Origin of the sequence: Nocardioides sp. NPDC127514 (genome assembly GCF_040302125.1) — a bacterium.
Lineage (GTDB): Bacteria > Actinomycetota > Actinomycetes > Propionibacteriales > Nocardioidaceae > Nocardioides.
Genome location: NZ_JBEORF010000049.1, coordinates 13,673 through 37,887, shown reverse-complemented (window position 1 = coordinate 37,887; position 24,215 = coordinate 13,673). Strand labels below are relative to the sequence as shown.

Genomic DNA, 24,215 nt, shown 5'->3' with positions numbered 1-24,215 from the left:
AACGGCTGGGAGGCGACCGAGTGGGCCGACGGCAGCTCGCTGATCACCCGGCAGGAGGGCTTCAACCTCGGCTCGTCATGACGAGCCGACTCGACGCGAATCCGGGTCAGAACGAGCCGGCTCGGCGCTCTGCCGTCTGGTCGCGGCCCCCTACAGTGGTGCCATGACCTCGATCGCGCGGACCGCCGCGCGCGTCCTGCTGGGCGTTGCGATGGCGGGCGCCGGAGTGGCGCACCTGACCACCCAGCGCGAAGAGTTCCGAGCGCAGGTGCCCGACTGGTTCCCGGTCGACGAGGATCTGACGGTGCTCGCTTCGGGCGTCGTCGAGATCGGGCTCGGGGTGGCCTTCGTCGCGCTGCCGAGGAAGCGACGTCTCATCGGAGGGTTGCTCGCCGCGTTCTTCGTGGTGATCTTCCCCGGCAACATCGCCCAGTACGTCGAAGGCGTCGACGCGTTCGGCCTCGACACCGACACCAAGCGGTTGGTCCGGCTGTTCTTCCAGCCTGTGCTCGTCGTCTGGGCTCTGTTCGGCGGCGGTTGGTTGCGACGTTCTGGGAACGACGACTGACCGTTCTGGCATTACTGCCGAGTCGGCGCATCCGACCCCTCTCGCTCGCTTCGCTTCGCGAGGCACGGGGTCAGATGCGCCGACTCGGCATGCCTGCGGGTCAGTGTGCTGCTGAACGTGCTCCCGCCCACGTACGCAGGTAGGACTCGGAACCGCGGACGATGTCGTCGATGACGTCCTGGCCGCCGGTGAGGCGGAGGTCCTCGAGGTAGTCGGGGATCATCCCGTAGTGGGCGACACCGTCGGTGTTGTAGTCCCAGATCCGCTGGCCGGTGACCTGCCGGTCGATGACAGAGCCGCCGTCGAAGCTGCGGAACGGGTAGCTGACCTGGGTCTTCGCCGGACCAGGCGTGCCGCCGAAGCCGTTCATGTCGAAGCCGAACCCGATGCCGGCGCCGTAGCGGTCACGGACGGGGGCGGTGCGGGCGTACTCGGCCAGGAACTGGTCGGTGCTGTGGCCGTAGATCGTCGAGAAGCCGCCGAGGGCGTAGAGCCGGTCGAGGTAGCGCTCGTCCATCCAGGAGTGGCTCGCGAGCGCTCCGGGATAGGAGGTCTCCTCGAGGATGTCGAGAGTGCGATCCGCGGCCTTGGCGCTCATGTGGTCGACCTCGACCATCATGCCGCGCTTGATCAGCCCGCGCAGGGCGTACTCACCCAGCGACGAGAGGCCGTAGGGGTTGCAGACGGTGCCCTCGGGATAGATGGGCGGCTGCGGCAGCCAGGCGAGCTCGGCGGGACGGTCGACCAGGCGCGGGTTGTTGTCGTGCGGCTGGTCGGGGTCGCAGGCCTTCGGCGTCCAGAACGTCCCGGTGGTGAGGAACTGGCCGGCGTTGATCAGCAGCCCGGTCGTGCCCTTGTCGTAGCGGACCCCGCACAGCGCGTTGTCGAACTTGTGGCACAGGAACATCGAGGAGACCCCGAGCGACTTCAGCTCGTCGAGCCCCGCGTCGATGTTGGCGCGGGTGCACGAGGGCAGCCGCAGCTTCTGGGAGCAGCCGAACGGCTCGGAGGTCTCCACCCCGAGCACGACGGCGAGCTTCCCGTCCTCGATCACCTTGCGCGCCTGCTCGGCGTCGGTGACGATCCGGTACCACCCGCGACCCTCGCCGCCGTACTGCGCGTCGATGAACGCCTGGGTGTCGTACGCATCCCGGGCCTGCCTCCGCACGGCCGTCATCTCGTCGCAGGACTGGTGGGTGCCGGGGTTGATCGCGCACAGCGCCTTGTTGCTGGTCAGCTGCACCACGAGAATCCGCTGTCCACCGCGCCAGGCGCGCTCGACCCAGCGGTAGTACATCTGCTGATGGGTCAGCGAGTCGTAGGCCGGCCAGTCCTTGAACGAGGGCCAGCCGGTGGTGTCGTGGAACCCGAGCGGGCTGCCGGTGCGGGTGAGGTTCTCCAGCAGGGCGGTCTCTCCGGCGATCCCGTGGGAGGGGCAGTCCTTGAGCGCGTCCGCGATCCCGGCCTCGGAGAAGGCCTTCCCGCAGACCGCCGCGCCACCGATCCCGTCCTGCATGAACATGTGGCTGTGGGCGTCGACCAGCCCCTGCACCGTGCCGTCCGGAGCGGTTCCCGTGAACGGCTCACCGGTCACGTTCACCTCGGACTCCGGCGAGGGCAGCCGGCGCTCCACATCATCGCCCGAGGCTGGCGGACCCACCATCGCAACCGTCACCGCGAGGGCGATCACAGCGAGCAGGGACGTACGTCTGATGCGCATGTGGCCTCCCGATGACCAGCGGCATATTTACTGCTATGGGTATCGCAACCTAGCAGTTGCTTGGGTCGTTTGGGGCCATATCTCCGCAGGTCGTCCGCTCTGACAGACTGACGAGCATGACGATCGCGATCATCGGTGCAGGCAACATGGGTGGGGCTGTCCTCGCCGGACTTCTCGAGGCCGGTCACGCTCCGGAGAGCGTCATCGTCGTCGAGGCACGCGAGGAGCAGGCCGCCGCGCTCCGCGAGAAGCATGGGATTCGTACGCTGCCGGCCGCCGAGGCCGTGGCCGAGGCCGACGTGGTGGTGCTGGGCGTGAAGCCCTACGGCGTCGTGCCGGTGCTGGAGTCGATCGCGTCGTCACTGCGGCAGGGCGCCACGGTGGTCTCGCTGGCCGCCGGTGTCCCGACCTCCGCGATGGAGCCGGCCGTGCCGGACGGCGTCTCGGTCGTGCGGGTCATGCCCAACACGCCTGCCCTGGTCGGCGAGGGCATGTCCGCGGTCGCCGGTGGCGCCAAGACGACGCCGGAAGCCGTCGCCACCGCAGCCGAGCTGATGGGCGCCGTCGGCAAGGTGGTCACCGTGCCCGAGTCGCAGATCGACGCCGTCACCGCGATCAGCGGCTCCGGCCCGGCGTACGTCTTCATGGTCGCCGAGGCCTGGATCGAGGCGGGCGTCCACCTGGGTCTGACCAGGGACGACGCGACCACGCTCGTCATCCAGACGCTGTCCGGATCCGCGGAGCTGCTCAAGAGCGGGACCCACCCTGCGATCCTCCGCGAGCAGGTCACCTCCCCGGGCGGCACGACCGCCGCTGCGCTCGGCGCACTGGAGCAGAACGGCCTGCGGGCGGCCTTCCTCGAGGCCACCCGCGCCGCCTACGTACGCTCCAAGGAGCTGTCCTGACTACAGCCCGAGGTGGCGGCTGATGATCAGCTTCTGGACCTCGGTGGTGCCGCCGTAGATGGTCTGGATGCGGCTGTCGACGAACGCCTTGGCGATCGGGTACTCCATCATGTAGCCGTAGCCGCCGTGGATCTGGACGCCCTGGTCGACGAACTTCTTCTGCAGCTCGGTGGTCCACCACTTCGCCATGCTGGCCAGGACGGTGTCGGCGGTGCCGGCGTTGAGCTGGGTGACGGCGTCGTTGAGGAAGAGGCGGGCGAGGTAGGCCTCGGTGGCCATCTCGGCGAGCGTGAACGCGGTGTTCTGGAAGCGGCCGATCGGGCGGCCGAAGGCCTCGCGGGTGCGGGCGTAGTCGAGGGAGAGCTCGAGGACCTGCTCGACCGCGGCGACCGCGATCGAGGCGACCGAGATGCGCTCCTGCGGCAGCAGGGTCATCAGCGAGATGAAGCCGGAGCCCTCCTCGCCGAGCAGGTTCTCCTTCGGCACGACCACGTCGGTGAAGGAGAGCTCGGCGGTGTCCTGCGCCTTCATGCCGACCTTGTCGAGGTTGCGGCCGCGCTCGAAGCCCTCCATGCCGCGCTCGACCACGAGCAGCGAGATGCCGTGGGCACCGGCGTCGGGGTTCGTCTTGGCGACCACGATGACCAGGTCGGCGTTGATGCCGTTGGAGATGAACGTCTTCGAGCCGTTGAGGAGGTAGTGGTCCCCCTTGTCGACCGCGGTGGTGCGTACGCCCTGGAGGTCCGAGCCGGCGCCCGGCTCGGTCATCGCGACGGCGGTGATGATGTCGCCGGAGACGCAGCCCGGCAGCCACCGGGCCTTCTGCTCCGGGGTGCCGAGGTGGGAGATGTAGGGGACGATGATGTCGGTGTGGACGAAGAAGCCGGGCCCGCTGGCGCCGATCTTCGCCATCTCCTCGTGAAGGACCGAGTTGAACCGGAAGTCCTTGATGCCGGGGCCGCCGTACTCCTCGTCGACGTCGAAGCAGAGCAGCCCGGTGTCGCCGGCCTTCTTCCACAGCTCGCGGGGGACGATGCCGTCCTTCTCCCACTGGTCGTGGAAGGGCACGACCTCCTTCTCGAAGAAGGCCTTGGCTGTAGCGCGGAAGTCCTCGTGCTCAGCTTCGTAGATGGTGGGCTTCTGGGGCATGACACTCCTCCGTAGACGTACCCGGTTAATGATGCCTCACCACTGTGACGCGGACCGCATTGTCGTGGTGGGCGACGGAGCAACTGTGACAGTAACACTGGCGAAGTCGCAACAGTTTGGTCTACGGTCCCTGACATGACCGAGACGACCGAAGAATTGATGACGATCGATGAGCTGTCGACCGCCACGGGGTTGTCGGTGCGTACGACGCGCTACTACGCGAGCCTCGGTCTGATCCCGCCGCCGATCCGCCGTGGGCGGGTGGCCTACTACGGTCCGGAGCACCGCGCTCGGCTGGATCTGGTCACCGCGCTCCAGGAGCACGGGTTCACGCTGCAGGCCATCGAGCGCTATCTCGGCCGGCTCCCCGCCGACATCACGCGCGAAGACCTCGCGATGCAGCGCGCCATGATCACCTCCTGGGCCACCGAGCCGACCGAGGACATCCAGGCCCGGATCGGACGTGAGCTGATCGCGCTGGGGCTGCCCCGTGACGCGCTGGCGGCGGCGTACGCAGCGACGTCACGCCTCATGGCGGACCTGGCCGACGAGCTCAACACGATCCTGCGCGATCAGGTCGTCGACCCGTTCAAGCGCACCCACCACACCGCGGAGGAGGCGGCGCATCTCGAGGAGGTGCTCCCGCGGCTGCGGCAGCTGACCACCGAGGCCATCGTGGTCAGCTTCCAGGACGCGGTGAATCGGACGATCTCCCGGAATCTATCGTGAACCTTTCGGACCTACCCTGTTGACTGTGACAGTTTTAGTGTCACAATCGGCGCATGGCTGAAGCATTCATCTATGACCACCTGCGCACGCCGCGCGGGAAGGGTAAGAAGACCGGAGCGCTCCACGAGGTCAAGCCGATCGACCTGGTGGTCGGCCTGATCGACGAGGCGCGCAAGCGGAACCCCAACCTCGACCCCGAGCGGATCGACGACGTCGTCCTCGGTGTCGTCACCCCTGTCGGCGAGCAGGGCGGTGACATCGCCAAGACCGCCGCCATCAAGGCCGGTCTCCCCGAGACGACCGCCGGGGTGCAGCTCAACCGCTTCTGCGCCTCCGGGCTCGAGGCCGTGAACCAGGCCGCCTCCCGCGTACGCGGCGGGTTCGAGGACCTCATCCTCGCCGGTGGTGTCGAGTCGATGAGCAAGGCGCCCATGGGCAGCGACGGCGGCGCCTGGGCGCAGGACCCCGACACCGCGCTCAAGACCGGCTTCGTCCCGCAGGGCATCGGCGCCGACCTGATCGCGACCCTCGAGGGCTTCAGCCGCGCGGACGTCGACCGCTACGCCGCGCAGTCCCACGCCCGGGCGGCCGCCGCCTGGGAGAACGGCTACTTCAAGGACGCCGTCATCCCGGTCGTCGACCAGACCGGCCTGACCGTGCTCGACCACGACGAGCTGATCCGCCCCGGCACCACCGCCGAGACCTTGGCCGGCCTCAAGCCGTCCTTCCTCCAGCAGGGCCAGGAGGCCGGCTTCGACGACGTCGCGCTGGCCAAGTACCACTGGGTCGAGAAGATCGACCACGTCCACCACGCCGGAAACTCCTCCGGCATCGTCGACGGCTCCGCGCTGATGCTGATCGGCTCCGAGGAGGCCGGCAAGGCCAACGGGCTCACCCCGCGTGCCCGGATCATCTCGGCCGCCGTCTCCGGCGCCGACCCGACGATCATGCTCACCGGCCCCGCCCCGGCCTCGCGCAAGGCGCTGGCCAAGGCCGGTCTCACCGTCGACGACATCGACCTGTTCGAGATCAACGAGGCGTTCGCCGCCGTCGCGATGCGGTTCATGAAGGACATGGGCATCGACGAGTCGGTCACCAACGTCAACGGCGGCGCGATCGCCATGGGTCACCCGCTGGGCGCGACCGGTGCCATCATCCTCGGCACCCTGGTCGACGAGCTCGAGCGTCAGGGCAAGCAGCGCGGCCTCGCCACGCTGTGCGTCGGTGGCGGCATGGGTATCGCCACGATCGTCGAGCTGGTCTGAGAGAGGTTTGCGAAGAGATGACTGAGTCTGCCGTTAAGTACGACCGCGATGCCGACGGCATCGTCACCCTGACCCTGGACGACCCGAACCAGTCGGCCAACACCATGAACGAGCTGTACAAGAGCTCGATGGCGGAGGCCGTCGAGAAGCTGTACGCCGAGCAGGAAGACGTCACCGGCGTCGTGATCGCCTCCGCGAAGAAGACCTTCTTCGCGGGCGGCGACCTCAAGAACATGATCCAGGTGCGGCCGGAGAACGCCGCCCAGGTCTTCGAGGAGGTCGAGTCGATCAAGGCGACCCTCCGCAAGCTGGAGACCTTCCCCAAGCCGGTCGTCGCGGCGATCAACGGCGCCGCTCTCGGTGGCGGTCTGGAGATCGCGCTGGCCGCCCAGCACCGCATCGCGCTGGACGCCCGCTACGACATCGGCCTGCCCGAGGTCTCCCTCGGTCTGCTTCCGGGCGGCGGTGGCGTCACCCGCGTCGTACGCCTCCTGGGCATCATGACCGGACTCATGGACGTCCTCGGTCAGGGCACGAAGTTCAAGCCCGCCGCGGCCCTCGAGAAGGGTCTGATCCACGAGCTGGTCTCCTCCCCCGATGAGCTCGTGCCCGCTGCGAAGGCGTGGATCAAGGCCAACCCCGACGAGATCGCGCAGCCGTGGGACAAGCCGGGCTACAAGATGCCCGGTGGCAAGCCGACCTCGCCGGCGCTCGCGGGCTTCCTGCCCGCGTTCCCGCCGATCCTGCGCAAGCAGCTCAAGCAGTCCGACATGCGCGCGCCGAAGGCGATCCTGTCGGCCGCGGTCGAGGGTGCGATGGTCGACTTCGACACCGCGACCCGGATCGAGTCGCGCTACTTCACCTCGCTGGTCACCGGCCAGCAGTCGAAGAACATGATCCAGGCGTTCTTCTTCGACCTCGGCGCCATCGGCGCCGGCACGCTGCGTCCTGACGGCGTCGAGAAGTTCAAGGCCACCAAGGTGGGCGTGCTCGGTGCCGGGATGATGGGTGCGGGCATCGCGTACTCCTTCGCCCGGGCCGGTGCCGAGGTCGTCCTCAAGGACGTCGCGATCGAGTCGGCCGAGAAGGGCAAGGCCTACACCGCCAAGCTCAACGAGAAGGCGGTCTCGCGCGGCAAGCTGACCCAGGAGAAGGCCGACGAGATCCTCAACCGGATCACCGCGACCGTCGCCCCGGAGGACTTCGCCGGCGTCGACGTCGTCGTCGAGGCGGTCTTCGAGGACGTCGCGCTGAAGCAGAAGGTCTTCAGCGAGATCGCCCCGTTCGTCAACGACGACGCGGTGCTCTGCTCCAACACCTCGACGCTGCCGATCACCGAGCTCGCCAAGGGGATCGACCGCCCGGCCGACTTCATCGGCCTGCACTTCTTCTCGCCCGTCGACAAGATGCCGCTGGTCGAGATCATCAAGGGTGCCGAGACGAACGATGTCGCGCTGGCCAAGGCGTACGACGTCGTCCAGCAGATCAAGAAGACCCCGATCGTCGTCAACGACAGCCGCGGCTTCTACACCTCGCGCGTCATCGGCACCCAGATCCAGGAGGGTCTGGAGCTGCTCGCCGAGGGCTTCGCGCCCTACTCGCTCGAGCGTGCCGCGACCCAGGCCGGGTTCCCGGTCGGGCCGCTGCAGATCGCCGACGAGCTCAACCACGAGCTCATGGTCAAGATCGCTCGTACGACCCGCGAGGCTGCCGGCGTCGAGGAGCTGACCACCACGGAGAAGGTGCTCAACCCGCTCATCGAGGCGGGGCGCTCCGGCAAGCTCAAGGGGGCCGGCTTCTACGACTACACCGACGGCAAGCGCGGCTCGATCTGGGCCGACCTCGGCAGCGTGTTCCCGGTCGCCGAGAAGCAGATCCCGATCCGGGACGCCGAGGAGCGGATGCTCTTCATCGAGGCCCTGGAGACGGCGAAGTGCTTCGAGGAGGGGGTCATCACCTCCGCCGCGCACGCCAACATCGGCTCCATCTTCGGTATCGGCTTCCCGCCGCAGACCGGTGGTGCGGCCCAGTTCATCACCGGCTACGAGGCCGCTGACGGCTCGATCGGTATCGAGGCGTTCCTGGCTCGTGCCGACGAGCTGGCGGAGACGTACGGCGAGCGGTTCCGCCCGACGCAGTACCTCCGCGACCTCGCGGCGAAGGGTGAGGGCTTCCCCGCCTGACCAGCCCCGCCTGACCCACCGCACCATGTGGTGAACCGGCACGGATCCTGTGAAGGAACCGTGCCGGTTCGCTGTTTGTGGAGCTGCCGCAGCTGGGCCCGTGCCACTCTTTGCCTTCCGAAGAGGTCGAGGGAGGACGTACGTGGCGATGCCGGGCAGCACACGTAGGCGCGAGCTCTGGGTGGGCGGCTTGATCATCGCGGTCGTCCTGCTGGTCGTGATCGGGTGCGCGGTCGCGATGCTCTGGGCCCGACCCGGTGTGTCAGCAGCCGGGACGAGGACGCCGGAGTCGCTCTCGAAGATCCTCGATCTCTCCGACGAGTGGCAGTCCGTCCGCGGCGTACGCGATGTGCTGGCCGTCGACGAGTCCAGGCGCATCCCGGGGGAGGACTTCGGGGAGTCCGACCGCGTGGAGCACTCCGTCAGCATCGAGGTGTCCCTGGAGGACGATCTGACCGGAGCCGAGGCGGCCGCGGCGAGCCAGGAGTTGCTCCGGGTGGTGCGCCCCGAGATCACCCGCCTTGCGCCCGACGCCGAGCTCGACCAAACCAGCGTCTCGTTCACGATGAGCCAGATCCGGGTCACGGTGGGCGAGCGTGGTCTGGACCGCGGTGACGGCATCGGTGACGCGCTCGCCGATGCCGTCGCGCTGCGCGACGCCGGCGCGACGTCGGTGTCGTCGACCGTCGCCGACCCTCAGACGGGCCGTCCTGCCCGGGCCGACGTGGAGGCGCCGCAGGACCGGCTGGTCGAGCTCGCCACGGTCGCGCACGGCCGGCAGCGCCCGGTGGATCTCCACGGCGGCAAGGCGTGGTACAGGTCGAACGAGGTGTCCGATCCGGCGGCGGTGAGGCTCGTGGTGGATGCCTCCGAGCAGCCGTCGGTGACCTCGGCGCAGCTGGCCGCCCCGTACGAACCGCTGATCGTCCTGGTCGAGGCCGCCGAGGGCGACCGGGTGATCGACGACGTCAGCCGGTGGCTCGCCGCCTATGACGGCTATCCCGTGCGGTCGGGGCAGCCGTTGGCGTACACGGTCGAAGGGACGCGCGGCGGCAAGGTCGAGGGCTGGGTCGGTGGGAGGACCCCGGCGTCGACGACGATGCCTCCGTTCGGCGATGCCGCGCCCTGGCCTGCCGCCCCGGGGGCGCCGTCGTGTCGGCCATCGGATCTCGAGGTCACCTTCGGTGGCCAGGACGCGGCGCTGGGATCGCGGCAGGCGTGGCTCCGGGCCCGCAACCTCGGCCGTCACGCCTGCGCGATCGAGGGCGTACCCACTGTCGAGTTCCTGAACGCTGCCGGTGCCCGGCAGACCGAGGTGACGGCCAAGCCCTATGAACCGTCGATGCTGCCCGAGCGCGTCGTCGTCCCTCCGGCGCAGTCGGTGATGGCGGTGATCGACTGGCAGGCGATGTCCACCGCGCACGACTCGGACGTCACGACCGAACTGCTCGTGACCGCGCTGCCCGGCGCCACGCCGATCACGCTCGGTGTCGCGGTGACCGACGGGCCGAGCGGTCTCGACATCCTAGACGGGGCCGAGGTGAGGATCAGCCCGTGGGCGCAGGCCGCCGACTGACGTACACAGCGACGTAGGCAGCAGGGGCGAATGGGTGGCAGAGCCCATTCGGAACGGCGCGTGGGCCGAGAAGACTCGGTGCCATGGGGGAGATGGCGACGGTTCTGGTGATCGCGGCGATCGCGGTCGGCCTCGTGGTGGCGTCGTTGTTGCGCCGGGCCCGCCGTGGTGAGTGTCTGGTGGTGACCAGGCACCGGCGGATCGTCCGGATCGCATCCGACTCGATGACGCTGGCGATCCCCGGCTTCCACGAGGTGCTCGAGTGGCCGACGGGTCAGATCGAGATCGCGATCGTCGTCCGAACCCGGACGGGCGACGGCCAGGACGTACGCGTCCTCGCCACCTTCTCCGTCGACGTCGACCCGCCGCGGGTCGGTGCGGCGTACATCGACCCGCGGGCCGTCCTGCACACGGCGCTGGAACGCCGGGTCGCCGACGCGGTCCGCGCCCGTCCCGCATCGCGGCTGACCGATGATCGCGACGGACTCGTGGCCGCCATCGAAGGCCTCCGGATCGACGGTCTCGCCGCCGGGGTCGTGACCGATGTGGTCATCGACGAGGTCGACCTGCTGCTGCACCCGGGCCGACCCGACGACGGCTGAGCGTGCCGTCGTCGGATCGGATCGGGTCAGTGGATGGTGCTGGTGGCCGCCGAGGTGGCCGTCTTGGTGTAGTAGCCCGCCTTGCGGCCGGTCACCCGGACGCGGATGCGGTCACCGCGATCGACGGACCGCAGGCGATACGTCTTCCCGGTGGCGCCCGAGATCGCGACACCGTTGCGCAGCCACTGGTAGCTGAACGTGATCCCCGAGGGCTTCCAGGCGCCGGGGTAGGCGGTGAGCAGGTAGCCGACCCTGCGGGTGCCACCGATGGTCGGGGTGGCCGCGGTGAGATAGCCGGCAGCGATCCTCGCGGTCGCAGCGCTCGCCCGAACCCCTGGGTTGGCGGCCGGCCACGACGAGGAGTACGCCGTCACCCGGACCCGGATCTCCTTGGTGTGGTCGGAGCCGGTGAGCTTGTACGTCGAGGCCGTGGCGCCCGAGATGGCGACCCCGTTGCGCAGCCACTGGTACTTCACCGTCGTAGCGGTCGGGCTCCAGGAGCCCTTCGTCGCGGTCAGCGTGTAGCCGACCCGCGCGGTGCCGCTGATCGTCGGCGGCGCGGTGCTCGCGATGGTCTGCGGGTTGCAGGTGTAGAGCTCGAGCCCGTCGACGAACCAGCCGAGGAAGGAGCCCTCGCTGTCGCCGCGTACGACCCACTGGAACTGGACGGTCTTGCCGGCGAAGGAGGACAGGTCGACGCGGGAGCTGATCCACCCGTTGGAGTCGCCGCCGAAGCCGGTCAGCGGCCTTGAGGGGTTGTTGAGCAGCAGCTTCTGCTTCGGTCCGTTCACCCAGGCCGTGGACGGGATGGCGGTCGCGACCCCGTTGACCAGCAGGCGAGCCTCCCCGCCATCGAAGTACTGCGGCGTCGGGTAGGCAGGGTCGTCGCCGGTGTACCACTCGAAGAGATACCAGTGGCTGAACCGGAGATAGGTCCGCTTGCCGGCCGGCACGTTGATCGCGGCCGTCGTCAGACCGCTGGACGTCGGGTCGCCGTACGCCTCCGGGTCGGGGTTCCAGCCGAAGTCGGAGCCGTTGCCGTCACGGTCGTTCTCGGGGACGTTCTGCGCGGCGTCGGGCGCCTGGTTCCACAGGACACCGCGGCTGAGCGACGGGTTCGCCATCGTGGCCTTGCCGGTGCTCCCGGCGGGGCAGGTGTTCGGAGCCTCCGCGGGGCGGGTCGCGCCGGCCTTGCTGGGCGACTTGGCGAGCTCGGTCGCGGCGGCGGCGAGGTCGACCTGGGTGCAGTCGTCCGGGGTGAAGCCAGACGTGCCGGCGGCCGCCAGCGCGTCACAGCCGTTGGAGAGCGCGCGGCCGAGGTCGGCGTACTGGCTTCCGGAGACGAGGTGCTGGATCGTGTAGAGGTAGAGCGCCGCGGTCTTCTCCAGGGTCGGGTCGCCGACGTCGAGACCGGTGATGGTGCGGCCGTTGAAGGTGCCACCCTGCGAGATCAGGTACGCCGTCTTGTTGCCGACGCCGCTGTTGGTGTGCACCCCGCCGCCATCGGCGTAGTAGCTGAGGTCGTCGGCCTCCCACAGCGAGCTGGTCATCCGGTCGGGCTGGTCGTGCACAGTCGGGTTGGCGAGGTCGCGGATCGCGCCGAAGGAGGAGTCCTCGCCGACGCGCCAGTCGGTCGGGGAGTCGCCAGGAGTGGCGTAGCGGTGGTCGACGATCTCGCCCATGATGTCGGCCATCGACTCGTTGATGGCGCCCGACTCGTACCAGTAGAAGAGGTTCGAGCTCTTCTCGATCACGCCGTGGGTCAGCTCGTGGCCGACGATGTCGTCGACGACCAGGCCCTGGCCGAGGAAGATCTGCTGACCGTTCCAGAACGCGTTGTCCATCGGGCACGGTGGCGTGTAGCCCGGCTCTGTCAGCTCGCAGTAGCGGGTCGTGGCGGTGACCGCCTTGGGGTTGACGCCATCGGACCAGCCGATCTCGTCGGTCAGGTCCAGCCCGAGGGAGGCGTAGAGCTCGGAGGTCGCGCCGAGCATGTCGTACGCCTTGTCGACGTCGGCGATCCCGGAGGGCGCATCGCTCTCGCGCAGCTTGACCGTGAGGCTCGTCTCGGCGCAGCCGGTCGCCGCGGCGCGGACGTTGGCGTTGTCGCAGATGCGGCGGTTGGCGTGGGCGATCTCGTTGATGTGCATGAGTACGCGGCCGGTGCCGGCGTGAGCGAGCACGGTCTCGCGGATGGTGGAGCCGTTGGTCACCGAGAACCGGAAGACGCTGGTCTCGCCGATCTCCGGTCCGCGGACCAGGTCGTGGTCGTAGAGCCAGGTGCCCTCGTCGCTCACCGTGAGGCCGGTGGCCCCGTGGTTGGACTTGGCGACCACGGTCTTGGCTGCTGCCTTTGCCTTCGCGCGCATGGACTCGTCCGGCTGGGTGACCTCGGCGATGGTGGCGTCGGAGAGGTTGGTGGCGGCGGAGGTGAGGCCACGGTCCTTGTCCAAGCCGATGACCACCTCGCCGCCGAGGACCGGGAGGCCGTCGACGTACTGCTCGTACCTGGTCACCGACCCGCCACCGACAGCCTTGCTGGTCGACGTCGGGCGTAGGTCCGTCTTCTCGGCGCCGAGCGCCTCGGCTGCGCGGTCGAGGTGGGCCTCGGCCGCCTTGGCGGGCTTGACGGTGACGCCCAGCGGGTCGACGGCCTCGGTCGTGGAGCCGATGAAGTCGGCGGTGCCATCGGCGGTGCGATGGATGGTGAGAGGGACGCCGGCGCGGTCCTTGTAGGTCGCGACCGGGTCGGGTTCGGCGGAGGCGGGCGGCGTCATCGGAAGCACGCTGAGCCCGCCGAGGGCAAGTGCGGTCGCAGTCAGGGCGACGACGCGTCTACGAGGTGACACTTCGACTCCTTCGGGAGTGGGAGCGGCCCGGAGGAGGTTCACGGGCCGGCAAGACCGCCGGCCCGATCCAGCGGGGAGAAGTCTCCCAGGCAGCCGTGGGTGCCGTCGCCCTCAATTCGGCGCCTTGCGAAGCGATGCATACTCGGTATATACATACTCAGTAAGTAACCAAGGGAGGTGATCGAGTGTCCGTGAAACACGCACTGCTTGCGCTGCTGGAGAAGCCGCGCTACGGCTACGAGCTGCGCGCCGAGTTCGAGCAGCGCACCGGCGCGAGCTGGCCGCTGAACGTCGGGCAGGTCTATACGACCCTGTCGCGACTGGAGCGTGACGGCCTCGTCGAGGCTGGAGGGACCGACGCGGAGGGACGGTCCCTCTACCAGCTCACCGAGGCCGGCAAGGTCGAGGTGAAGGGGTGGTTCGACACCCCGGTGGAGCGTACGCAGCCGCAGCGCGACGAGCTCGCGATCAAGCTCGCGGTGGCGGTCGCGGTGCCGAGCGTGGACGTCGGCAAGGTCGTCCAGCAGCAGCGCAACGCGACGATGCAGGCGCTGCAGGGATACCGCCGCCAGTCGCGATCCGGAGCCGGTGACGACCTCGCCGGCGGGCTGGTCCTCGATCGCCTGATCTTCGCGGCCGAGGCCGAGATCCGCTGGCTCGACCACTGCGAGTCCCGGCTCCGCCGGGCGGCCTCCACGAGCACCGCTCCGGAGCCCGCCGAGTCCACCGAAGGAGGGGCGCGATGAACGCCGCGCTCGCCCACGACCTGCGCCGACTCAGCCACGACAGCGATCGCTGGCTCGCCGACGCCCGCGAGCGGCTCAGCCGCCGCGTCCACGCCACGCCCGCCACACCGGGCAAGACCTCGACCAAGGAGTCCACCGATGAGTGAACCCGTCCTCCGGCTCACCGACGTGAGCCGCGTCCACGGCACCGGCGCCGCCGAGGTGCACGCCCTGCGTGGCGTCAGCCTCGCTGCGTACGCCGGTGAGCTGGTCGCCATCATGGGGCCGAGCGGCTCCGGGAAGTCGTCGCTGCTGACCATCGCCGGCGGTCTCGACTCGCCGACCTCGGGCTCCGTCGAGGTCGACGGCCAGGACCTGGGCGAGGCCGGGGTCAGCGGGCGCGCCAAGCTGCGGCGTACGTCGATCGGCTATGTCTTCCAGGACTTCAACCTGATCCCGGCGCTGACCGCCGCCGAGAACGTCGCGCTGCCGCTCGAGCTCGACGGCGCCGGTCGGCGCGCGGCACAGGCCGCTGCGAGGACGGCACTCGAGGAGGTCGGGCTCGACGGTTTCGCCGACCGGTTCCCCGACGAGATGTCCGGTGGGCAGCGACAGCGGATCGCGATCGCCCGTGCGATCGTCGGCGAGCGTCGCCTGATCCTGGCCGACGAGCCGACCGGCGCCCTCGACACCGAGACCGGCGAGGACATCCTCAAGCTGATCCGGGCACGCTGCGACGCGGGCGCGGCCGGTGTGCTGGTGACCCACGAGCCGCGGTACGCCAGCTGGGCCGACCGGGTGATCTACGTCCGCGACGGGCTCGTCGTCGACGAGGCCGGCGAGACGCCGAACCTGGCACTCGTGGACGAGGTCGAAGCATGAGCGGGAGTCTCGCCGGCTGGCGGCTCGCGCTCCGGCTCGGGCAACGGGAGGCACGGCGGGCGAAGTGGCGCAGCCTGCTGGTCATCTTGATGATCGCGCTGCCGGTGGCGGGCGTGACCGCGGTCGCGGTGACGTACCAGACCTATGACGTCGACACCGTGGAGGGCCTCGACCGCCGGCTCGGCACCGAGGCCGCGGCGAGCATCGACGTCCAGGGTTCCGCCGTCGTGCGGCAGGGCATCGATCCCGACAACGCCTCCGAATGGCTCGACGAGTCCGGCGCCGACCCGCTCGACGCGGCCGGGGTGAAGGCCGTCATCGGGGACCGCCCCCTGCTCGTGGCCGAGGACCGGACCTTCGACGTACGCACGGACAAGGGAGTCACCTGGGCCAGCGGCCTGGAGACCGATCTGAACGACCCGCTCGCCGCTGGGCTGACCCGGCTGACCGAGGGCCGTCTCCCGCAGGGGCCGGACGAGGTCGTGGTCAACTCCAACCTCGCGTTCCGGGGTCCGGGTGTCGGGGAGGAGTTGCTGATCCCGAACGGCGACCTCGATGAGACGCGCAAGGTCGTCGGGATCGTCGAGTCGGCGACCGTACGCAACGACCCCTTCATCGCCGGTGTGGACCTTCCGGTGGACTACACCAGCGACCGTTCGACCTGGCTGGTCGGTGGCGGACCGGTGACCTGGTCCGACATCGAGGACCTGAACGCTGCGGGTGCCTTCGTGCTCTCGCGCTCGGTCGTCATGGACCCGCCGGCGGCGGCTCGTGCGGCCGACAAGGAGATCCGTCCGCCCATGGGCGCCCCGGATCCGTCCGAGCTCGTGGTCCTCGTCCTCATCGTGGTCATGGTCGTCCTCGAGGTGGTCCTGCTGGCCGGGCCGGCGTTCGCGGTCGCGGCCCGGCGCCAGGCGCGCGACCTGGCTCTGATCGCGGCCTCGGGAGGGACCGCTCGGCAGTCCCGGCGCGTCCTGCTCGGGATGGCGATCGTCATCGGTGCGGTGGCGGCGGTCGTCGGCGCTGCCCTCGGCGTCGGGCTGGCGCGGCTGCTCCAGCCGCTCGCCCAGGATCAGGTCTCGGCCTGGTTCGGCCCGTTCGAGGTGCCGTGGCTGCAGGTCCTCGCGGTCGCCGTGATCGGCTTCGCGGCCGCGATCTGCGCGGCGATCGTGCCGGCCTGGATCGCCTCGCGACAGAACGCCGTCGGCGTACTGTCGGGGCGCCGGTCCGAGACCCTGCCTTCGCGGCGCTCGCCGATCATCGGCCTCGTGCTGGTGGCCGCCGGAGTCGGATCGGCGGCGTTCGGCACCCGGAACGCGCTCAGCGGGATCCCGATCGCTCTCGGCGTACTGCTCTGTGTCGCCGGCGTGCTGTTCATCCTCCCCGCCCTCGTGTCCGCGGCCGCGCGGTTCAGCGCCCGGATGCCGTTGGTGATCCGGTTCGCGACCCGCGACGCCGATCGGCACCGCACCCGGACGGTGCCGGCTGCCGGTGCGATCGCGGTGACGGTGGTCGGTGTGGTCACGCTCGGGATCGCGTTCAGCAGCGACCAGGAGCAGAACCAGGAGAGCTACCTGCCCTCCATCACGATCGGCGACGCCGTGGTGCATCCGCGGCACAGCGCCACCGAGAGCGACGTCGACCCGGACGAGACGAGAGCGCGGTGGGAGAACATCGCCGCGCAGGTCGAGAAGGCCATCCCGGGAGCGACGGTGGCACTCACGACCGGCGCGACCTCGGAGGCCGACGGACGGTACGTCGCCGTCGAGACCGGTGACGGTGAGGCGATCCCGCTCGACACCACCATCGGCGAGTTCGGCGACCTCGTCGTCGCCGACGGGACCCTTCCGCCCGCCGTCGCGCGGTCGCTCTCCGGGCGCGATGCCGCCGCTGCCGCGGAGACCCTGAGGTCCTCGGGTGCGGTGGTGTTCACCACCGATGACGAGCTTCGGTCCTCGACGTCCGCGCGCCTGGTGGTCAAGGAGTGGTCCGAGGAGGAGCAGAAGGATCGCGACGCGGTCACCGTCGACGTGCCGGCGACCTACCTCGACGTCGGCGAGCGGGCAGCGCCCGCGTACGCGGTCGTGACGCCGGCGATGGTGAAGAAGCTCGGTGTCGAACCGCGGGTCCTGGGCCTCTACGTCGAGAACGCCGGGCTCAGCACCGCTGCCGAGACGGACCTCGACGAGGCCTTGGCCGCCGGGCAGTTCCCCACGACGATCCTGATCGAGCGTGGCTACCAGGAGACGGACACTGCAGTGATCGTCTGGCTGCTCCTGGTCACCTTGGGGGCCGTGCTGATGATCGGTGGCGCGCTGACCGCGACCCACCTGGCGCTCAACGACGCCCGTCCCGACCTGGCGACACTGTCGGCGGTCGGAGCCAGGACGCGTACGCGACGCGGGGTCGCTGCCTCGTACGCCTTGGTCGTGACGCTCATCGGGGCGGTCCCGGGCGCGCTGATCGGGTTCGTTCCCGGGATCGCGATCAGCTATCCGATCACCACCGAGGGCTGGCCGGAGCGCGACAGCGTCGCCGCGCACTACCTCGAGATCCCGTGGGACCTCGTCGGCATCGTGGTCGTCGGGCTTCCCCTGCTGATCGCGCTCATCGTCGCGGTCACCACCCGTGGGCGCCTGCCGATGGTGGCCCGGGTCGAATAGCCCGCCGAGGCGTCACTCCCGCGGATCGAGTTGGCATGTTGGTGCCGACTCGATCCGCGTACGTGACTTCTCGGCCGGCGCAGGTGACTTCTCGGCGTCAGGCCTTGCAGAGGCAGAAGGGGTGGCCGGCGGGGTCGAGGAAGACGCGGAAGGACTCGCCGGGCTGGACCTCGTGCTTGGTGGCGCCGAGGGCGAGGGTCGCTGCTTCGGCCTCATCGAGGTCGTCGACGGTGACGTCGAGATGCGTCTGCTGAGGTACGTCCTGGCCCGGCCACTTCGGAGCCTGGTAGTTGTCGACGCGCTGGAAGTCCAGCGATCCGCCGTCGCCCCAGGCGCTGGCCCAGCCGCCGTCGTCGTCGACCTTGGACTCCCAGCCGAGAAGCTGCGCGTAGAAGGTGGAAAGGGCCGCCGTGTCGGGACAGTCGATGACCCACTGAGGGTTGCGTGCGATAGCCATGCGGTCGACGTTACGAGCGGTTCCGGACGTTCTGCTTCCGCCTGTGGTGACGTCGTCTCAGAAAAATAAAGTCAGGGTTGACTGTTTGTTTCTGGCGCGGCAGAGTGCCTGTCTGTGAGCCAGGCCACCCGCATCCCTCAGGAGCAGCGCACCCGCGCGATGAGGGCGCGTCTCCTCGACGCGACCGTCGAGCTGCTGGTCGAGCGCGGCTTCGCGGGCACATCGACCACGCTCGTCTCCCAGCGCGCCGGGGTCTCCCGCGGGGCGCAGCTGCACCACTTCCCGGCCAAGAACGACCTGGTCGTGGCCGCGGTCGAGCACATCACCGAAGCCCGAGGTGAGGCACTCAAGGAGGCTGCCCGGGCGCTTCCGGAGGGCGGGCAGCGTACGCGGCAGGTGCTCGCCATGCTCGCCGAGCAGGTCACCTCCCCGGTCTTCGCCGCGGCCCTGGAGCTGTGGGTGGCGGCCCGCACCGACGAGCAGCTGGCTGCCGCGGTGGGTCCGCTCGAGCAGCGCATCGGCCGCGAGCTCCACCGGGCCACGGTCGAGCTGCTCGACGTGGACGAGAGGAAACCCGGCGTGCGCGAGCTCGTGCAGGCCACGCTCGATCTGGTCCGCGGCCTGGGTCTGGCTGACACGATTACCGACGACGCCGCCCGACGCGAGCGGATCCTCGATCACTGGGCCGAGGTTCTGGAAAGAGAGCTGCGATGAGTCTGCTGGATGAACTTCTCGAGGACCTCTCCATGGAGGGGTTCGAGCTGCGCCAGGTGGTGGCGGGGCTGAGCGAGGCGGGCTGGCGCGAACCGACGCCGGCCGCAGGCTGGGACGTCGCCGCCCAGATCGCCCACCTGGCCTGGACCGACGAGGCCGCGCTCGCCGCGACCGAGTGGGTCGCGGGCGACGCGACCGCGTGGGACGAGCTGGTCACCGAGGCGCTCAAGAATCCCGAGGGGTACGTCGACGAGGCTGCGCTGGCACTGGCCACGATGCCGGCGACGGACCTGTTGGAGCACTGGGACGGCGTACGCGGCGAGCTCGCCGGTGCGCTTGCGAACGTCCCGAACGGGCAGAAGCTGCCCTGGTTCGGGCCGCCGATGTCGCCGGCCTCGATGGCGACCGCGCGGTTCATGGAGACCTGGGCCCACGGGCTGGACGTGCGTGAGGCGCTCGGTCTCACCTACGAGCCCAGCGACCGCATCAAGCACGTCTGCCACCTCGGCACCCGCACCCGTGACTTCTCCTACGGCGTCCACGGCCTGACTCCGCCGAGCTCCCCGTTCCGGGTCGAGCTGACCGCTCCGTCCGGTGAGGTCTGGGAGTGGGGTCCTGAGGATGCGGCGCAGAGCGTCCGAGGCCCGGCGTACGACTTCGCACGTCTCGTCATCCAGCGCATCCACCGCGACGACACGGCGCTGGAGGCCACCGGGGACGACGCCGAGAAGTGGCTGAGCATCGCCCAGGCGTTCGCCGGCCCCGCCGGCTCCGGACGGGCCCCGGAAGGGGACGCGCGATGATCACGATCGGCAACTGCTCCGGCTTCTACGGCGACCGGTTCTCGGCGATGCGCGACATGCTCGAGGGCGGTCGGCTCGACGTGCTCACCGGCGACTACCTCGCCGAGCTCACCATGCTCATCCTGGGCAAGGACACCCTCAAGGACCCGTCGACGGGCTATGCCAAGACCTTCCTGCGGCAGGTCGCGGACAGCATCGACCTCGCCCTGCAGCGTGAGGTCAAGATCGTCTCCAATGCCGGTGGTCTCAACCCCGCCGGCCTGGCTGCCGCCATCGAGGCGCTGGGGACTTCTGCCAAGGTGGCCTATGTCGACGGAGACGACCTCCGGGGCCGGCTCGACTCCCACCCTGACGCGCTGACCGCCAACGCCTATCTCGGTGCCTTCGGGATCGCGCATGCACTCGACGCCGGCGCCGACATCGTCGTCACCGGTCGGGTCACCGATGCGAGCGTCGTCGTCGGGCCGGCGATCGCCCACCACGGCTGGAAGCGCGACTCCTACGACGAGCTCGCCGGCGCCGTGGTCGCCGGGCACGTGATCGAGTGCGGCACCCAGGCCACCGGCGGCAACTTCTCCGGGTTCCTGACCATGTCGCCGCAGGCACGGGCGCGTCCGCTGGGTTTCCCGGTCGCCGAGATCGCGGTCGACGGCTCCTCGATCATCACCAAGCAGGACGAGACCGGCGGTACGGTCACGGTCGACACGGTCACCGCGCAGCTGCTCTACGAGATCCAGGGTCCGCTCTACCTCGGTCCCGACGTGACGACCGACCTGACCTCGATCCGTCTGGAGGAGGTAGGGATCGACCGGGCCGCGATCACGGGCGTGACCGGCACCCCGCCGCCCGCAACCCTCAAGGTCGCGGTCAACTCGCTCGGGGGCTACCGCAACTCGGCCGAGTTCGTGCTCACCGGCCCTGACATCGACGCCAAGGCCGCCTGGCTGCGTGACCAGCTCGACGCCGAGCTGCCGATCGGGCCGGACTACACCTGGTCGACCTACCGCGTCCCGGCCCCCGACTCGCCGACCGAAGAGGGAGCCGCCTGCATCCTGCGGCTCTCCGCGCGGGCGGCGGACGCCGACGCCGTCGGACGGGCGTTGACGGCACCGGCTATCGAGCTGGCGCTCGCCTCCTACCCGGGCTTCCACGTCACCGCGCCCCCGGGACGGCCGTCTCCGTTCGGGATCTACAAGGCTGCGTACGTCCGGCGCGACCGCGCCCCGGAGACCGTCCACCTTCCCGACGGTTCGACCTACGAGGTCCCGGCCCCCTTGGCCTGCGCCGAGGCGTCACGTACGTCGGCCGAGACGTCACGCGCGTCGGCCGAGGTGACCACTCGGCCGACGCGAGCGACGCCTCGGCCGACCGGGGCGACGTCTCGGCGGGCGCTGGGGGAGCTGGTCTATGCGCGGTCCGGCGACAAGGGTGGCGATGCCAACCTCGGGCTCTGGGTTCCGCAAGGGAAGCCGGACGCGGCCGTCGAGTGGCTGCTGGACACCGTGAACCCGGAGTGGGTGCGGAAGCTGATCCCCGAGGCCGAAGAGCTCGCCATCGACATCACCCCGCTGCCGCACCTGCGCGGCGTGAACATCGTCATCCACGACCTGCTCGGGGAGGGCGTTGCCGCCTCGACGCGGTTCGACCCGCAGGCCAAGGGGCTGGGCGAATGGGCGCGGAGCCGATTTGTCGACATGCCGACCGACTTCGTCCGGGAAGGACTTCAGTGAGCAACGACCTTTTCGAGCTGGGCGCCGAGTTCGCCCGCCGTGAGGTCTTCCCCGACCTGCAGGTCTGGGAGGACAACCAGGAGATCCCGCGGGAGGTCCACAAGGCCGCTGCCAAGCAGGGCCTGCTCGGGATCGGATTCCCAGAGGAGGCCGGCGGCGAGGGCGGCGGACTGGCCGACACCGTCGCGGTGACCGAGGGGATGATGTCCGAGGGTGCCTCGTCCGGCCTGCTCGCGGGCCTGTTCACCCACGGGATCGCGCTGCCGCACATCGTCAAGCACGGCTCGCCCCACCTCGTCGACACCTACGTGAAGCCGACGCTGGCCGGTGAGAAGATCGGCAGCCTCGCCATCACCGAGCCCGACGGCGGCTCCGACGTCTCCCACCTGCGCACCACGGCGGTACGCGACGGCGACGAGTTCGTGGTCAACGGCGCCAAGACGTTCATCACCAGCGGCGTACGTGCCGACTTCGTCACCACTGCCGTCCGCACGGGCGGGAAGGGCGCCGGCGGCATCAGCCTGCTCGTGATCGACAAGGACACCCCCGGCTTCACGGTCACCCGCAAGCTGGCCAAGATGGGCTGGCACTGCTCCGACACCGCGGAGCTCGCCTTCGAGGACGTACGCGTCCCCGCCGCCAACCTCGTCGGTGACGAGAACGCCGGGTTCATCTACATCGCCGAGGCGTTCGTGACCGAGCGGATCGCGCTGGCCGTGCAGGGCTACGGCACCGCCGCCCGCTGCCTGGCGCTAACCGCCGACTTCTGCCGCCAGCGCGAGACCTTCGGTGAGCCCCTGATCAAGCGTCAGGTCGTACGTCACAAGCTGGTCGAGATGCACCGGCAGGTCGAGGTGGCCAAGGCCTACACCCACGCCGTGGTCGCGCGCTACGACCGTGAGGGGTCCACCCAGGCCACGATCGCCGAGGCGGCGCTGGCCAAGCAGACAGCGGTCGAGGCCTGCACCTGGGTCGTCGACCAGGCCGTCCAGCTTCACGGCGGGACGGGATACATGCACGGGACCGAGGTCGAGCGGCACTACCGCGACGCCCGGATCCTGCCGATCGGAGGAGGAGCCACCGAAGTGATGACGGACCTGGCCGCCAAGCTGTTGGGACTGGACCGATGAGCAACAGAGAAGCCCTCCTCGAGAAGATCGAGGCCCTCGACGCCGAGCACGCCAAAGCGGCGGCCGGAGGCGGCGAGAAGTACGTCGCCCGCCACAAGGCGCGCGGCAAGCTGCTCGCCCGCGAGCGGATCGAGCTGCTGCTGGACGAGGGCAGCCCGTTCCTGGAGACCCAGCCGCTGATCGGCTGGGGCAGCGACTTCCCGGTCGGTGGCTCGATCATCACCGGCATCGGTGTGGTCGAGGGCGTCGAGTGCATGATCGTCGCCAACGACCCGACGGTGAAGGGCGGGGCGCTCAACCCCTACTCCCTCAAGCGCTCCTTCCGGGCCGCGGAGATCGCGGAGAAGAACGGTCTCCCGACGATCAACCTGACCGAGTCCGGCGGTGCCGACCTGCCGACCCAGAAGGACATCTTCATCCCCGGCGGCAAGGGGTTCCGCGACCTGACGCGAGCCTCCGCCCGCAAGCAGCCGACCATCTCGGTGGTCTTCGGCAACTCCACGGCCGGTGGTGCGTACGTCCCGGGCATGAGCGACTACGTGATCATGGTCAAGGAGGGCGCGAAGGTCTTCCTGGCCGGCCCGCCGCTGGTGAAGATGGCCACCGGCGAGGACACCGACGACGAGTCGCTGGGCGGCGCCGAGATGCACTCGCGCATCTCCGGCTCCTCCGACTTCCTCGCCGTCGACGAGCACGACGCCATCCGGCAGGCGCGACGCGTCGTGGCCCGGCTCAACTGGCGCAAGCGCGGTCCCGAGCCGAAGGCGAGCTACGAGCCCGAGCTCGACCCCGACGGCCTGCTCGACCTGATCCCGACCGACCTCAAGGAGCCCTTCGACCCGCGCGAGGCGATCCTGCGGATCGTCGACGGGACCGGGCCCGACAACGAGGTGCCGTTCGACGAGTTCAAGCCGCTCTACGGATCGAGCCTCTGCGTCGGCTGGGCGCGGCTGCACGGCTACGAGATCGGCATCCTCGCCAACGCCCGCGGCGTCCTGATGTCGGAAGAGGCCCAGAAGGCGGCGCAGTTCATCCAGCTCGCCAACCAGAAGGACACCCCGCTGCTGTTCCTGCACAACACGACCGGCTACATGGTCGGCACGGAGTACGAGCAGGGCGGCATCATCAAGCACGGCGCCCTGATGATCAACGCGGTCTCCAACTCCACCGTCCCGCACCTGACCGTGATCATGGGCGCGAGCTACGGCGCGGGCAACTACGGCATGAACGGCCGTGCGTACGACCCCCGCTTCCTGTTCACGTGGCCCTCTGCCAAGTCCGCGGTCATGGGGCCGGCCCAGCTCGCCGGCGTGATGGAGATCGTCGCCCGCGAGTCGGCCGAGAAGAAGGGCGAGGTCTTCGACGCCGACGGGTTCAAGGGCGTCAAGGAGATGGTCGAGGGGATGGTCGAGGAGCAGTCGCTGCCGATGTTCCTCTCCGGCCTCGGCTACGACGACGGGGTCATCGACCCGCGCGACACCCGCACCGTCCTCGGCCTCTGCCTCTCTGCCATCGCCACCCGACCGATCGAGGGCGCCATGAACTTCGGCGTCTTCAGGATGTGA

Annotated in this window: 20 protein-coding genes; 16 read left to right on the top strand and 4 right to left on the bottom strand. The window is 69.6% G+C overall.

Going from position 1 to position 24,215, the window contains the following annotated elements; all coding sequences use genetic code 11:
* The first annotated feature begins 163 nt into the window (after positions 1-163).
* Positions 164-568 carry a DoxX family protein gene (locus ABTX24_RS28540; protein WP_160025877.1) on the top strand — a complete coding sequence of 135 codons (405 nt, stop codon included), beginning with the start codon at positions 164-166 and terminating at the stop codon, positions 566-568.
* Positions 569-668: 100 nt separating this feature from the next.
* Here the strand turns inward: ABTX24_RS28540 and ABTX24_RS28535 are convergent, their stop codons facing one another.
* The gene (locus ABTX24_RS28535) at positions 669-2,288 is read right to left on the bottom strand and encodes a Coagulation factor 5/8 type domain-containing protein (RefSeq protein WP_350844485.1); all 1,620 of its coding nucleotides are present in this window, start codon (positions 2,286-2,288) and stop codon (positions 669-671) included.
* A 116-nt stretch (positions 2,289-2,404) separates the two neighbouring features.
* Between ABTX24_RS28535 and proC the strand changes: the two genes are divergently transcribed.
* Positions 2,405-3,193 (top strand): pyrroline-5-carboxylate reductase, encoded by a 789-nt coding sequence (gene proC, locus ABTX24_RS28530; RefSeq protein ID WP_350844483.1) that lies wholly within the window; start codon positions 2,405-2,407, stop codon positions 3,191-3,193.
* On the opposite strand, the gene ABTX24_RS28525 is transcribed toward proC, so the two are convergent.
* Positions 3,194-4,342, bottom strand: coding sequence for an acyl-CoA dehydrogenase family protein (locus ABTX24_RS28525; RefSeq protein WP_160025874.1), 1,149 nt, complete (start codon positions 4,340-4,342; stop codon positions 3,194-3,196).
* A 135-nt stretch (positions 4,343-4,477) separates the two neighbouring features.
* Here ABTX24_RS28525 and ABTX24_RS28520 point away from each other — a divergent pair, with 135 nt between their 5' ends.
* The 5 genes from ABTX24_RS28520 to ABTX24_RS28500 all read left to right on the top strand — a co-directional run bounded on the left by ABTX24_RS28520 (position 4,478) and on the right by ABTX24_RS28500 (position 10,697).
* On the top strand, positions 4,478-5,071 hold the full coding sequence (locus tag ABTX24_RS28520; RefSeq protein ID WP_160025873.1) for a MerR family transcriptional regulator: 594 nt from the start codon (positions 4,478-4,480) through the stop codon (positions 5,069-5,071).
* Between the two features lie 53 nt (positions 5,072-5,124).
* Positions 5,125-6,336 (top strand): acetyl-CoA C-acetyltransferase, encoded by a 1,212-nt coding sequence (locus ABTX24_RS28515; RefSeq protein WP_091043431.1) that lies wholly within the window; start codon positions 5,125-5,127, stop codon positions 6,334-6,336.
* A 17-nt stretch (positions 6,337-6,353) separates the two neighbouring features.
* Positions 6,354-8,519 carry a 3-hydroxyacyl-CoA dehydrogenase NAD-binding domain-containing protein gene (locus ABTX24_RS28510; RefSeq protein WP_350844481.1) on the top strand — a complete coding sequence of 722 codons (2,166 nt, stop codon included), beginning with the start codon at positions 6,354-6,356 and terminating at the stop codon, positions 8,517-8,519.
* Between the two features lie 148 nt (positions 8,520-8,667).
* Positions 8,668-10,095, top strand: a complete 1,428-nt coding sequence (locus tag ABTX24_RS28505) for a DUF4232 domain-containing protein (RefSeq protein ID WP_350844487.1) — start codon at positions 8,668-8,670, stop codon at positions 10,093-10,095.
* An 83-nt stretch (positions 10,096-10,178) separates the two neighbouring features.
* A complete protein-coding gene (locus ABTX24_RS28500; protein ID WP_350844479.1) occupies positions 10,179-10,697 on the top strand; it encodes an SPFH domain-containing protein in 519 nt (172 codons plus the stop codon).
* Between the two features lie 26 nt (positions 10,698-10,723).
* Here ABTX24_RS28500 and ABTX24_RS28495 read toward each other — a convergent pair whose 3' ends face one another.
* Positions 10,724-13,546: a M4 family metallopeptidase gene (locus ABTX24_RS28495; protein WP_350844477.1), complete on the bottom strand. Its 2,823-nt coding sequence runs from the start codon at positions 13,544-13,546 to the stop codon at positions 10,724-10,726.
* Between the two features lie 185 nt (positions 13,547-13,731).
* Here ABTX24_RS28495 and ABTX24_RS28490 point away from each other — a divergent pair, with 185 nt between their 5' ends.
* Genes ABTX24_RS28490 through ABTX24_RS28475 form a run of 4 tightly spaced genes read left to right on the top strand, consistent with a single transcriptional unit; the run spans position 13,732 to position 17,816 of the window.
* Positions 13,732-14,292: a PadR family transcriptional regulator gene (locus ABTX24_RS28490; protein ID WP_160025867.1), complete on the top strand. Its 561-nt coding sequence runs from the start codon at positions 13,732-13,734 to the stop codon at positions 14,290-14,292.
* On the top strand, positions 14,289-14,438 hold the full coding sequence (locus tag ABTX24_RS28485; protein ID WP_350719302.1) for a hypothetical protein: 150 nt from the start codon (positions 14,289-14,291) through the stop codon (positions 14,436-14,438). The genes ABTX24_RS28490 and ABTX24_RS28485 overlap by 4 nt, the downstream gene beginning before the upstream one ends.
* Positions 14,431-15,153 (top strand): ABC transporter ATP-binding protein, encoded by a 723-nt coding sequence (locus ABTX24_RS28480; protein ID WP_160025865.1) that lies wholly within the window; start codon positions 14,431-14,433, stop codon positions 15,151-15,153. The genes ABTX24_RS28485 and ABTX24_RS28480 overlap by 8 nt, the downstream gene beginning before the upstream one ends.
* The gene (locus ABTX24_RS28475) at positions 15,150-17,816 is read left to right on the top strand and encodes an ABC transporter permease (protein ID WP_350844475.1); all 2,667 of its coding nucleotides are present in this window, start codon (positions 15,150-15,152) and stop codon (positions 17,814-17,816) included. The genes ABTX24_RS28480 and ABTX24_RS28475 overlap by 4 nt, the downstream gene beginning before the upstream one ends.
* Before the next feature lie 97 nt (positions 17,817-17,913).
* Here ABTX24_RS28475 and ABTX24_RS28470 read toward each other — a convergent pair whose 3' ends face one another.
* Positions 17,914-18,273, bottom strand: coding sequence for a VOC family protein (locus ABTX24_RS28470; RefSeq protein WP_160025863.1), 360 nt, complete (start codon positions 18,271-18,273; stop codon positions 17,914-17,916).
* A gap of 114 nt (positions 18,274-18,387) precedes the next feature.
* Here ABTX24_RS28470 and ABTX24_RS28465 point away from each other — a divergent pair, with 114 nt between their 5' ends.
* Genes ABTX24_RS28465 through ABTX24_RS28445 form a run of 5 tightly spaced genes read left to right on the top strand, consistent with a single transcriptional unit; the run spans position 18,388 to position 24,215 of the window.
* Entirely contained in the window at positions 18,388-18,987 is a 600-nt protein-coding gene (locus ABTX24_RS28465; RefSeq protein ID WP_350719298.1) for a TetR/AcrR family transcriptional regulator, read from the top strand.
* Entirely contained in the window at positions 18,984-19,790 is an 807-nt protein-coding gene (locus tag ABTX24_RS28460) for a TIGR03084 family metal-binding protein (protein WP_350844473.1), read from the top strand. The genes ABTX24_RS28465 and ABTX24_RS28460 overlap by 4 nt, the downstream gene beginning before the upstream one ends.
* Positions 19,787-21,520: an acyclic terpene utilization AtuA family protein gene (locus ABTX24_RS28455; RefSeq protein ID WP_350844471.1), complete on the top strand. Its 1,734-nt coding sequence runs from the start codon at positions 19,787-19,789 to the stop codon at positions 21,518-21,520. The genes ABTX24_RS28460 and ABTX24_RS28455 overlap by 4 nt, the downstream gene beginning before the upstream one ends.
* On the top strand, positions 21,517-22,650 hold the full coding sequence (locus tag ABTX24_RS28450; RefSeq protein WP_350844469.1) for an acyl-CoA dehydrogenase family protein: 1,134 nt from the start codon (positions 21,517-21,519) through the stop codon (positions 22,648-22,650). Before ABTX24_RS28455 ends, ABTX24_RS28450 begins: the two co-directional genes overlap by 4 nt.
* The gene (locus tag ABTX24_RS28445) at positions 22,647-24,215 is read left to right on the top strand and encodes an acyl-CoA carboxylase subunit beta (protein WP_160025859.1); all 1,569 of its coding nucleotides are present in this window, start codon (positions 22,647-22,649) and stop codon (positions 24,213-24,215) included. The genes ABTX24_RS28450 and ABTX24_RS28445 overlap by 4 nt, the downstream gene beginning before the upstream one ends.